The sequence below is a fragment of the Cryobacterium shii genome (assembly GCF_004402595.1).
Classification (GTDB): Bacteria; Actinomycetota; Actinomycetes; order Actinomycetales; family Microbacteriaceae; genus Cryobacterium; species Cryobacterium shii.
The window spans coordinates 23,513-34,646 of sequence record NZ_SOFY01000025.1 but is presented as its reverse complement, the minus strand read 5'-3'; the positions used below and the strand labels follow the sequence as shown (position 1 = coordinate 34,646).

The 11,134-nt window shown below is 69.0% G+C and carries 10 protein-coding genes; 6 read left to right on the top strand and 4 right to left on the bottom strand.

The genetic code is table 11. From position 1 onward, the window contains the following. Together E3O49_RS05930 and E3O49_RS05925 are read left to right on the top strand one after the other, a co-directional pair. A partial coding sequence (locus E3O49_RS05930) for a multifunctional oxoglutarate decarboxylase/oxoglutarate dehydrogenase thiamine pyrophosphate-binding subunit/dihydrolipoyllysine-residue succinyltransferase subunit (protein WP_134451149.1) occupies positions 1 to 3,553 on the top strand: 3,553 nt, incomplete at its 5' end. A gap of 157 nt (positions 3,554 to 3,710) precedes the next feature. Continuing rightward, positions 3,711 to 4,511 carry a VOC family protein gene (locus E3O49_RS05925; protein ID WP_134366165.1) on the top strand — a complete coding sequence of 267 codons (801 nt, stop codon included), beginning with the start codon at positions 3,711 to 3,713 and terminating at the stop codon, positions 4,509 to 4,511. Positions 4,512 to 4,554: 43 nt separating this feature from the next. Here the strand turns inward: E3O49_RS05925 and E3O49_RS05920 are convergent, their stop codons facing one another. Together E3O49_RS05920 and E3O49_RS05915 are read right to left on the bottom strand one after the other, a co-directional pair. Then, positions 4,555 to 4,797 (bottom strand): zf-HC2 domain-containing protein, encoded by a 243-nt coding sequence (locus E3O49_RS05920; RefSeq protein WP_134366166.1) that lies wholly within the window; start codon positions 4,795 to 4,797, stop codon positions 4,555 to 4,557. After that, the gene (locus E3O49_RS05915; RefSeq protein ID WP_179954737.1) at positions 4,794 to 5,402 is read right to left on the bottom strand and encodes a sigma-70 family RNA polymerase sigma factor; all 609 of its coding nucleotides are present in this window, start codon (positions 5,400 to 5,402) and stop codon (positions 4,794 to 4,796) included. The genes E3O49_RS05920 and E3O49_RS05915 overlap by 4 nt, the downstream gene beginning before the upstream one ends. Before the next feature lie 110 nt (positions 5,403 to 5,512). Between E3O49_RS05915 and aroA the strand changes: the two genes are divergently transcribed. From aroA to bcp, 3 genes are all read left to right on the top strand, one after another. Continuing rightward, entirely contained in the window at positions 5,513 to 6,871 is a 1,359-nt protein-coding gene (gene aroA, locus E3O49_RS05910; protein ID WP_134366167.1) for a 3-phosphoshikimate 1-carboxyvinyltransferase, read from the top strand. Continuing rightward, the gene (gene rsgA / locus E3O49_RS05905) at positions 6,868 to 7,917 is read left to right on the top strand and encodes a ribosome small subunit-dependent GTPase A (RefSeq protein WP_134366168.1); all 1,050 of its coding nucleotides are present in this window, start codon (positions 6,868 to 6,870) and stop codon (positions 7,915 to 7,917) included. The genes aroA and rsgA overlap by 4 nt, the downstream gene beginning before the upstream one ends. 126 nt (positions 7,918 to 8,043) lie before the next feature. Beyond that, positions 8,044 to 8,523, top strand: coding sequence for a thioredoxin-dependent thiol peroxidase (bcp, locus tag E3O49_RS05900; RefSeq protein WP_134366169.1), 480 nt, complete (start codon positions 8,044 to 8,046; stop codon positions 8,521 to 8,523). 134 nt (positions 8,524 to 8,657) lie between these two features. On the opposite strand, the gene E3O49_RS05895 is transcribed toward bcp, so the two are convergent. Beyond that, a complete protein-coding gene (locus E3O49_RS05895) occupies positions 8,658 to 9,098 on the bottom strand; it encodes a hypothetical protein (protein ID WP_241975989.1) in 441 nt (146 codons plus the stop codon). A gap of 183 nt (positions 9,099 to 9,281) precedes the next feature. Here E3O49_RS05895 and E3O49_RS05890 point away from each other — a divergent pair, with 183 nt between their 5' ends. Continuing rightward, positions 9,282 to 9,530: a WhiB family transcriptional regulator gene (locus tag E3O49_RS05890; protein ID WP_035837005.1), complete on the top strand. Its 249-nt coding sequence runs from the start codon at positions 9,282 to 9,284 to the stop codon at positions 9,528 to 9,530. 95 nt (positions 9,531 to 9,625) lie between these two features. Here the strand turns inward: E3O49_RS05890 and E3O49_RS05885 are convergent, their stop codons facing one another. Beyond that, the gene (locus E3O49_RS05885) at positions 9,626 to 11,119 is read right to left on the bottom strand and encodes a sensor histidine kinase (protein WP_134366170.1); all 1,494 of its coding nucleotides are present in this window, start codon (positions 11,117 to 11,119) and stop codon (positions 9,626 to 9,628) included. Positions 11,120 to 11,134: the final 15 nt, after the last annotated feature.

Below are 11,134 nucleotides of genomic sequence, written 5' to 3'. Positions count from 1 at the left end.
GGCTGCCGAGGCGCCGAGCGCCGCAGCGCCGGCCGCCGCGACACCGGCCGCCGAGCCGGCCTCGAGCACGTCCTCCGTCCCGGTCGTGGGCGGGCAGCGCACCGCGCGCACCACGTCCAGCGCCCCCAAGCCGGTCCCCGTGCCGGCCGACGCTCCGCTCAGCGCCCCGCAGCCCGTCGTGGCCGCCGAGGCCGTGGATGTCGTCACTCCCCTGCGCGGCATGTCCAAGAGCCTGGCCGCGAACATGGCGACCAGCCTGACGGTACCGACGGCCACGAGCGTGCGCACCATCCCGGCGAAGCTCCTGATCGACAACCGCATCGTGATGAACAACCACATGCGCCGGTCCCGCGGCGGCAAGGTCTCGTTCACGCACCTGATCGGCTGGGCCCTGATCCAGGCGCTCAAAACGTTCCCCAGCCAGAACGTCTATTACAACGAGATCGACGGCAAGCCCTCGGTCATCGCCCCGGCCCACGTCGGCCTCGGCATCGCGATCGACCTGCCCAAGCCCGACGGCACCCGGTCGCTCATGGTCCCGGCCCTCAAGCGCGCGGACACGATGACGTTCGGCGAGTACCTGGCTTCTTACGAGGACCTCGTCACCCGGGCCCGCAAGAACAAGCTAACGGCGGATGACTTCTCCGGCGCCACGGTCTCCCTGACCAACCCGGGCGGAATCGGCACCGTGCACTCGGTGCCGCGCCTGATGAAGGGCCAGGGCTGCATCATCGGCGCCGGCGCGCTCGACTACCCGGCCGAGTTCCAGGGCTCCAGCGTCAAGACCCTCACCGGTCTCGCCATCTCCAAGACCATCACGCTGACCAGCACCTACGACCACCGGGTGATCCAGGGCGCCGGCTCGGGCGAGTTCCTCAAGATCGTGCACGAGCTCCTGATCGGCCAGCACCACTTCTACGAGGACATCTTCGCCGCGCTGCGCATCCCGTACGACCCCATCCACTGGGCGCCGGACATCAGCGTCGACCTGGCCAGTGCCGTCGACAAGACCGCCCGCGTGCAGGAACTGATCAACGCGTACCGCGTGCGCGGCCACCTGATGGCCGACATCGACCCGCTCGAGTACACGCAGCGCACCCACCCTGACCTCGACATCTCGAACCACGGCCTGACCTTCTGGGACCTGGACCGCGAGTTCGTCACCGGCGGGTTCGGCAGCAAGCGCCTGATGCTCCTCCGCGACATCCTCGGCGTGCTCCGCGACTCGTACTGCCGCACCACGGGCATCGAGTACATGCATATCCAGGACCCTGCCCAGCGCAAGTGGATGCAGGAAAAGATGGAGAAGTCGTACGTCAAGCCGACGCACGACGAGCAGATGCGCATCCTGGGCAAGCTCAACGAGGCCGAGGCCTTCGAGACCTTCCTGCAGACCAAGTACGTCGGCCAGAAGCGGTTCAGCCTCGAGGGCGGCGAGTCCACCATCGCGCTGCTCGACTCCGTCCTGCAGGGCGCTGCGGATGCCGGCCTCGACGAGGTCTGCATCGGCATGGCCCACCGCGGCCGCCTGAACGTGCTGACCAACATCGCCGGCAAGACCTACGGCCAGATCTTCCGTGAGTTCGAGGGCACGCAGGACCCGCGCACCGTTCAGGGCTCGGGCGACGTCAAGTACCACCTCGGCACGGAGGGCGTGTTCCGCGCCGCCAACGGCGACGAGATCCCGGTCTACCTGGCCGCGAACCCGTCCCACCTGGAGGCCGTCGACGGCGTGCTCGAAGGCATCGTGCGGGCCAAGCAGGACCGCAAGCCGATCGGCACGTTCTCCACGCTCCCCGTCCTCGTCCACGGCGATGCCGCCATGGCCGGCCAGGGGATCGTGCTGGAGACCCTGCAGATGTCCCAGCTGCGCGGCTTCCGCACCGGCGGCACCATCCACCTCGTCGTCAACAACCAGGTCGGCTTCACCACCCTGCCCGGCGACGGACGAACCTCGGTCTACTCGACCGACGTCGCCAAGACCATCCAGGCGCCCATCTTCCACGTCAACGGGGATGACCCGGAAGCCGTGGTGCGGGTCGCCGAGCTCGCCCTGGCCTACCGCCAGGAGTTCAAGCGCGACGTGGTCATCGACCTGGTCTGCTACCGCCGCCGCGGCCACAACGAGGGCGACGACCCGTCGATGACGCAGCCGCTGATGTACAACCTGATCGAGGCCAAGCGCTCGGTCCGGAAGCTGTACACGGAGGCCCTCGTCGGACGTGGCGACATCACCCAGGAAGAGTACGAGGCCGCCCACGCCGACTTCCAGGACCGCCTCGAGCGCGCATTCATGGAGACGCACGCCGCGCAGTCCTCGTCGATCCCGATCGTCGGCGCCGGCGCCTCGCACGGCCTGGGCGGCAGCCCGGCGCAGGACGAGGCGGTCGGCGAACCGGCCACGACCGGAGTCCCGGAAGCGGTCGTCCACCTGATCGGTGACGCCTTCATGAACAAGCCCGCCGGCTTCACCGTGCACAATAAGCTGCAGCAGCTGATGCAGAAGCGCCAGGACATGAGCCGGGGCGGCAACATCGACTGGAGCTTCGGCGAACTACTCGCCCTCGGCTCCCTGCTGGTCGAGCGCACCCCGGTGCGCTTCGCCGGCCAGGATGCCCGCCGTGGCACGTTCGTGCAGCGCCACGCGGTGCTCCACGACCGCGTCAACGGCCAGGAATGGCTGCCGCTGGCCAACCTCAGCGAAGACCAAGCCCGGTTCTGGATCTACGACTCGCTGCTCAGCGAATACGCGGCCATGGGCTTCGAGTACGGCTACTCGGTGGAACGCGCCGACGCCCTCGTGCTCTGGGAGGCGCAGTTCGGCGACTTCGCCAACGGTGCGCAGACGGTCATCGACGAGTTCGTGTCCTCCGCCGAGCAGAAGTGGGGCCAGCGGTCATCCGTCGTGCTGCTGCTGCCGCACGGCTACGAGGGCCAGGGCCCCGACCACTCCTCCGCCCGGATCGAGCGCTACCTGCAGCTGTGCGCGGAAGACAACATGACCGTCGCCCGCCCGTCGACGCCGGCCTCGTACTTCCACCTGCTGCGCCGCCAGGCGTACATGCGTCCGCGGCGCCCGCTGATCGTGTTCACCCCGAAGTCGATGCTGCGCCTGCGCGGAGCGACCAGCCCGGTGGCCGATTTCACCACCGGCAGATTCGAACCGGTCATCGACGACGCCCGGATCACCGACCGGTCCCAGGTCAAGCGGGTGCTGTTCATGGCCGGCAAGCTGTATTACGACCTGCTCGCCGAACTCGACAAGAACCCGAACCCCGAGATCGCCCTGGTGCGGATGGAGCAGTACTACCCGCTGCCCGCATTCGAACTCAAGCAGATCGCGGACCAGTACCCGAATGCCGAACTGGCCTGGGTGCAGGACGAACCGGAGAATCAGGGAGCCTGGCCGTTCTTCTACCTGGAGACGAACAAGCTGGGCCCGCGGCCCGTGACTCTCTTCTCCCGCGCCGCCTCGGCGTCGCCGGCAGCCGGATCGGCCAAGCGGCACGCGGCGGAGCAGGCCGACCTGCTGAGCCGGGCGCTCACCGTCTAGCCCGCTCACCGTCTAGCCTGCTCACCGTCAGGCCCGAGAACGCTCGAGACGGAGGGACCGCACCGATTGGTGCGGTCCCTCCGTCGTTCAATCGATGTTGTCCGCGTGGGCCGCGGGTCCTAGGCTGGCCACAACACCACCGACGAGGAGATCCGGCATGCCGACCCGAGACACAACCCGAACCGGCGAACCCTGCTGGGCTGACCTGATGACCTCCGACCCGGCCCGGGCGCGGGAGTTCTACACCCGCCTCTTCGGCTGGACCGCGAGCGATTCCGGCGAGGAGTACGGCGGCTACGTCACCTTCCGCCTGGGCGACGCCGACGTGGCCGGCATGATGGGCCAGGACGCGGATTCGGACCGGCCTGACGCCTGGACCACCTATCTGGCCGTGACGGATGCCGACGCCACCGTCGCCGCCGCCCGGGACGCCGGCGCCCAGGTGCTGGCCGAACCGATGACCATGGGTGACATGGGACGGATGGCCACCCTGCTCGACCCGTCCGGCGCCGCCGTCGGGCTGTGGCAGCCGATCGAGTTCACCGGTTTCGGCAGGATCGAGGAAGCGGGAACCCCGGTTTGGCACGAGCTGAACACCACCAACTACGCCGCCGCCCTGCGGTTCTACGAGAGCGTCTTCGGCTGGACGCCCGTCTCGCTCAGCGACACAGACGAATTCCGGTACAGCACCGTCGGACCCGACGGGAACCAGGTCACCGGGATCTTCGACGCGTCCGCCCACCTGCCGCACGAGGTGCCGTCGCACTGGCAGCTCTACCTGGGCGTGACCGATGTCAAGGCCGCCGCCCGCCGGGTCGACGAGTTGGGCGGCACCGTGCTGCACGACCCCTGGGAGTCCGAATTCGGCACTTTCGCCCGGGTCGCGGACCCGACCGGCGCCGTGTTCGTGCTCGGCTCCGTCGATCGGCCCTCGGTCGACCAGCAGAACGTCGACTGACCGCCGACTCGGGTCCCGGGGTCAGCCCGGGATCGGTCCGGGCTCAGTGCCCGGACTGGATGGTGCGCAGTTTCAGCAGCACCTGGTCGCGCAGGTCCTCGGGGGCCATCTCGCGGCAGGCGCGCTGCACGGCCTCGGTCAGCGTACGGCCGACCAGGTGCTCGTCGTTGCAGTCCGCGCAGTGCGCGAGGTGTTCCCGGATGTCGGAGGCGTCCGCTCCGCAGAGTTCGTTGTGCAGGTATTCCTCGAGTTCGGCCTTGGCCTTCTCGCATCCACAGTCGGTCATGCTGGTGTGCTCCTGTTGTGAGTCTGGCCCGTCCCCGCAGTGCCCAGCCCGCGCTCCTGGGCGTAGCCGGCCAGCAGGTCGCGAAGGAGTCGTCGGCCACGATGCAGGCGGCTCATCACGGTGCCAATGGGTGTTTTCATGATTTCGGCGATCTCCTGGTACGAGAATCCCTCGACGTCGGCGAAGTAGACGGCCAGCCGGAAGTCTTCCGGGATGGACTGCAGCGCGTCCTTGACGGCGCTGTCCGGGAGGTGGTCGATGGCCTCGGCCTCGGCCGACCGGTTCGACATGGCCGTGCGCGACTCCGCGCCGCCGAGCTGCCAGTCCTCGAGGTCGTCGATGGTCCCCTGGAACGGCTCGCGCTGCTTCTTGCGGTAGGTGTTGATGAAGGTGTTGGTCAGGATCCGGTATAACCACGCCTTCAGGTTGGTGCCCTGTTCGAACTGGGCGAAGGCGGCGAAGGCCTTCACGAAGGTGTCCTGCACCAGGTCCTGCGCGTCCGAGGGATTGCGTGTCATGCGCATGGCCGCGGCGTACAGCTGGTCGATAAAGGGCAGTGCCTGCTCTTCGAACAGGTCTCGCATTTCGATCGCGTCGGTTGTCATCACCGACAATCCTAAGCGCTCGTCGAGATCGGGCCCGGGTCGCTCCAGCACCATGGACAACGTCACGTGTACCTCCCTCAACCTTTCGTCACCGACTATCCTGATAACCGATGTTGATCTCGAGATATTCCAAGCCTGAGTTCGATCCGTACGGCGACTCGTCGCCGGAGCAGACGGATGCCCGCTGGCCCGCGCCCACGGCCACCGGGCCGCTCTCGGCAACGGTGTCCCTGCCGGGGTCCAAATCACTCACCAACCGGGAGCTCGTCCTCAGTGCCCTCGCCGGGCATCCGTCTGTGCTGCGCTCCCCCCTGCACTCGCGGGACAGCGACCTGATGGTCGCCGCCCTGCGCCAGCTCGGCACGACCGTGGAGGAGGTGCCAGGGGAGGGCGAGTTCGGCCCCGACCTGCGGATCACCCCGGGCGAACTGTTCGGGTCGACGACCATCGACTGCGGCCTGGCCGGCACCGTGATGCGCTTCCTGCCGCCGGTCGCGGCGCTCGCCCTCGGCCCGACCACCTTCGACGGTGACGCGGGCGCGCGCCTGCGGCCGATGAAGACCACGATCTCGTCCCTGCGCGCCCTCGGCGCGGACATCAACGACGATGGCCGCGGCGCGCTGCCCTTCACCGTCCACGGCACCGGCAGCCTCGACGGCGGCGAGATCACCATCGACGCGTCCACGTCCAGCCAGTTCGTCTCCGGCCTGCTCCTGGCCGCCCCGCGCTTCGAGCGGGGCCTCCACCTCCGGCACGCGGGCGAACGCCTGCCGAGCATGCCGCACATCGAGATGACCATCGCCACCCTGGCCCGGCGCGGGGTCACCGTCGGCAGCCCCGCCGTGGGCGAGTGGATCGTGGCACCCGCCCCGATCGCCGGCGCCGAGATCGACATCGAGCCTGACCTCTCCAACGCGGCCCCGTTCCTGGCCGCGGCCCTGGTCGCCGGGGGCAGCGTCACCATCACCGGCTGGCCAGAGTCCACCACCCAGGTCGGCGCCGACCTGGCCGAGCTGCTGCCCCTGTTCGGCGCCACGGTCAGCCGCAGCGGGGACCGCCTCACCGTCACGGCCGGCGAGCGCCTCCGGGGCGTGCAGCTCGACCTGTCGACCGGCGGGGAGCTGGCCCCCGCGCTGGTGGCCCTGGCCGCCCTGGCGGATTCGCCGAGCACGATCACCGGGATCGGCCACATCCGTCATCACGAGACCGACCGCCTGGCCGCCCTGGCCGCGGAGATTAACGGGCTCGGCGGTGCCGTGACCGAACTGCCCGACGGGCTTCAGATCGATCCACGCCCCCTGCACGGCGGCCCGTGGCGCACCTACGACGACCACCGGATGGCCACGGCGGGCGCCGTGATCGGCCTGGCTGTTCCCGGGGTGGAGATCGAGAACATCGGCACGACGGCCAAGACGCTCCCCCAGTTCGCGGACCTCTGGCAGACGCTCGCCTCCGGGGCCACGTCGTGACCTGGTGGGAGAGCGCCGACGATGACGAACCGGAATTCGACGAGTCCAGCGTGCGCGTGCGCCCGAACCGCAAGGGCAGCAAACCCCGCACCAAGACCCGGCCGGACCACGAGAACGCGCTGACCGGCCGCATCCTCTCCGTGGACCGCGGACGCTACACGGTCATGCTCGACGAGAACCTGTCCGCCGAGCGCCGGGTGACCGCCGCCCGCGCGAGCGAGCTGCGCAAGCAGGCCGTGGTCACCGGCGACCGCGTCGACATCGTCGGCGACACCAGCGGGGCGGCGGGCAGCCTGTCCCGGATCGTGCGGATCGTGCCGCGGGTGACGCTGCTCCGGCGCAGCGCCGACGACACGGATGCCGTCGAGCGCGTGATCGTCGCCAACGCCGACCAGATGCTGATCGTGGTGGCCGCGGCCAACCCGGAGCCGCGCATCCGCCTCGTCGACCGGTACCTCGTCGCCGCGTACGACGCGGGCGTGTCCCCGATCCTCTGCATCACGAAAACCGACCTGGCCGACCCCGCCGTGTTCCTCAGCAACTTTGCGGGCCTCGACCTGCCCGTCTTCGAGAGCCGCGACGACGCCATGCCGCTCGCGGAGATCTCGGCCGCCCTGGCCGGGCACGACACCGTCTTCGTCGGTCACTCCGGCGTCGGCAAGTCCACCCTCGTGAACGCGCTCGTCCCCGACGCGCATCGCGCCGTGGGCGTCGTGAACACGGTGACCGGCCGGGGCCGGCACACCTCCTCCTCGACCATCTCGCTGCGACTGGAGACGGATGCCGGCCGCGGCTGGGTCATCGACACGCCGGGCGTGCGCTCCTTCGGGCTCGGCCACATCAACACCGACAACATCCTGAAGGCGTTCACCGACCTCGCCCAGATCGCGCTCAAGTGCCCGCGCGGCTGCACCCACCTGCCCAACTCGCCCGACTGCGCCATCAACGAGGCCGTCGCGGCTGGCAAGCTGGGCGAGACCGGCAAGGCCCGCCTGGACTCCCTGCAGCGCCTGCTGGCCACCTTCGCCGCCGTCCCCGGCCACTGACCCCTCTTCCCGCCGCCCCTGCCCCTACCCAATTCGACGGAGATTTTGCTGCTACAAGCCGCTTTTGCGCCGATCCGGCCTGTTTGGCCCAAAATCTCCGTCGAATTCGTTCGGTAGCGTGGGGGCATGACGGAATCCACGCGCCTCGCGGCCGGCGACCAGGCCCCCCAGTTCACCCTGACCGACCAGGACGGGACCGCCGTCTCGCTGTCCGATTTCGCCGGTTCGAAGGTCGTCGTGTACTTCTACCCGGCGGCGATGACTCCCGGCTGCACCAAGCAGGCCTGCGATTTCCGTGACAACCTCGCTTCGCTGGCCTCTGCCGGTTACCGCGTGCTCGGGGTGTCGAAGGATGCGCCGGCCAAGCTGAAGAAGTTCCAGGAGACCGACGAGCTCACCTTCCCCCTACTCAGTGACGCCGACCTCGCCGTGCACCGAAGCTACGGCGCCTGGGGCGAGAAGAACCTGTACGGCAAGACCGTCACCGGAGTGCTGCGGTCGACCTTCGTGATCGACGAGGCCGGCGCGATCGCGCTGGCCCTCTACAACGTGAAGGCCACCGGACACGTCGCGAGCCTGCGCAAGAAGCTGGGCCTCGCCGCCTGATCCGGGAACGCCTCTCAGCCGCCTGAGGATGGCCCTGAGGGGCCCTGCGGCACCGAGTACCGGCCGTGCGGCGCCTCGGGATCGCTGAACGGTCAGCGGATGCCGTGGGCGTCCTGGTGCTCCGGCGCCTGGCGTTACTCGGGCGCGGGGGTCGTCGTCTCGGCGATCACGCGCGGTGTGAACAGCAGGCCGAGCACGACGATCGAGGGAAGCAGCAGGGCCCAGCCGAGGTCGGGCCGGGCGTACAGGCCCTGGAAGCAGCCGACGGCCACCGCGATCTGCACCAGCTGCCAGGTCACGGCCGCACCGCGGATCCAGGACCGGCGCCGCAGGGAGTTGACGGCGACCGCACTCACCCACGCGGCCGCGACGACCACCAGGACCAGGATCGCGATGGCGCTGGCGAGGGAGGTCGGTGTGGCGGTCAGCAGCTCGAGGATGAGCCAGACGACGGCCACCCAGAGGAGGGCAGCCTCTGCCCAGAGGAGGGCTGCCAGAAGCACCACGGCGCGCGGGCGGCGCACCCCACCGGCCCCGTCGGCGGCGTCCCGGCTGTGGTCTGACCTTGAATTCACAGAGATATCCCATACAGAACTATTGATTTGACTCCACCATTATGCGACCATAATTGAGGCCCGGTTGACGCTCACAGGGACGTGAGTCGATCTGATTGTGTAGATCCGTTACCCTTCCTGCAACCGGCAGCCTCTCATCTTCGGCCAATCGGCCAGGCATCCCTGCAATCAAGGAGCATCTCTATGGACTGGCGCGACAAAGCTGCCTGCCTCACAGCCGACCCGGAATTGTTCTTTCCGGTAGGCAACACTGGACCCGCGGTGGACCAGATCGAGAAGGCAAAATCCGTCTGCGCACGTTGCAACGTCACCGAGGTGTGCCTCCAGTACGCGCTCGAGACCGGCCAGGACTCAGGCGTCTGGGGTGGCCTTAGCGAAGACGAGCGCCGCGCCCTCAAGCGCCGCGCCGCCCGGGCCCGTCGCGCGTCCTAGCGCACGCCCCCCGCGGCCTCACCGCTGCACCGGGGACATGAAGAAAGGCCCGGCTGACCAGCCGGGCCTTTCTTCATGTCCCCGGTGGCCCGGGGCTACGCCTCGCGCATGTACCGCAGTGGGATCTCGATGGTGACCTCGGTTCCGCTGCCCATCATGGTGTGCCAGTCGATGCTGCCGCTGAGCTCGCCCTGGATCAGGGTGCGCACGATCTGGGTGCCCAGCCCCGACCCGACCTTGCCCTCCGGCAGTCCCGATCCGTTGTCGCGGACCCGCACGGTCAGGGTCTCCTCGTTGCGCTCGGCCTCGATCGACACCTCGCCCTCGCGCCCGGCCAGGCCGTGCTCCACGGCGTTGGTCACGAGCTCGGTCAGCGCCAGGGCCAACGGGGTCGCGTAGGAGCTCGGCAGGATGCCGAAACTGCCCGACGATTTCGGATGCGCCGTCGTGTTGTGCGCGGACGCCACCTCCATGATCAGCAGCAGGACACGGTCGAACACCACATCGAAGTCCACCTTCTGGTTGAGGCCCTCGGAGAGCGTGTCGTGCACGACGGCGATGGCCGCCACCCGGCGCATGGCCTGGTTGAGAGCTTCCCGGGCGGTGTCGGAGTGGGTGCGCCTGGCCTGGATGCGCAGCAGGGAGGCCACCGTCTGCAGGTTGTTCTTGACCCGGTGGTGGATCTCCCGGATCGTCGCGTCCTTCGTGATCAGTTCCCGCTCCTGGTGCCGCAGCTCGGTGACGTCCCGGCAGAGCACGATCGCCCCGATCCGCTCGCCCCGGTTGCGGATCGGGATGGCCCGCAGCGACACGGTGACCCCGCGCGCCTCGACGTCCGTGCGCCACGGCGCCCGGCCCGTCACGACCAGTGGCAGGGTCTCGTCGACGACGGCCGTGCCCGTGAGCAGGCTCGTGGTGACCTCGGCCAACGATTCCCCCTCCAGCTCCTCGATGAAGCCCATCCGGTTGAAGGCGGAGAGTGCGTTCGGGCTGGCGAACGTGGTCACGCCGTCGACGTCCAGCCGGATCAGCCCGTCGGAGGCTCGCGGAGCACCGCGGCGGGGGCCGGTGGGCGCGCCCAGATCGGGGAAATCGCCCGACGCGATCATGGCGAAGAGGTCGTTGGCGCAGTCGTTGAAGGTGAGCTCCTGGCGGCTGGGCGTGCGGGCCTCACTCAGGTTGGTGTGCCGGGTGAGGACCGCCACCGGCGCATCCGAGATTTGCGACCCGGTCGAGGAGAGCCGTCGCCTGACCGGGATCGCCCGCACCCGGGTCGGGGTCTCCTCGTACCAGTCCGGCGCCGTGGTGTCGACGATCTTGGCCGTCTCGAAGGCCTCGGTGACCTGCTGGCGCCATTCCACCTTGATGGCCTGGCCCACGAAGTCGCGGTAGAACAGGGTGGCGGCGCTGGAGGGCCTGGCGTGGGCGACCGCGACGAAACTGCCGGTGCTGCTGGGCACCCAGACCACGATGTCGGCGAAGGCAAGGTCGGCGAGGAGCTGGCCGTCCGCGACGAGCATGTGGAGCCAGTCCACGTCCTCCGCGCTGCTGCGGCCCTGGGCAAGTACGAGATTACTGAGCGTCGACACGGTCAATAGCCTAGA

What these genes read in the sequence shown, in the direction of transcription:
- aroA (WP_134366167.1), top strand. Translation starts at nt 5,513, where the DNA reads ATGTTGATCTCGAGATATTCCAAGCCTGAGTTCGATCCGTACGGCGAC.
- E3O49_RS05920 (WP_134366166.1), bottom strand. Translation starts at nt 4,797, where the DNA reads ATGACCGACTGTGGATGCGAGAAGGCCAAGGCCGAACTCGAGGAATAC.
- E3O49_RS05890 (WP_035837005.1), top strand. Translation starts at nt 9,282, where the DNA reads ATGGACTGGCGCGACAAAGCTGCCTGCCTCACAGCCGACCCGGAATTG.
- bcp (WP_134366169.1), top strand. Translation starts at nt 8,044, where the DNA reads ATGACGGAATCCACGCGCCTCGCGGCCGGCGACCAGGCCCCCCAGTTC.
- E3O49_RS05915 (WP_179954737.1), bottom strand. Translation starts at nt 5,402, where the DNA reads ATGACAACCGACGCGATCGAAATGCGAGACCTGTTCGAAGAGCAGGCA.
- E3O49_RS05925 (WP_134366165.1), top strand. Translation starts at nt 3,711, where the DNA reads ATGCCGACCCGAGACACAACCCGAACCGGCGAACCCTGCTGGGCTGAC.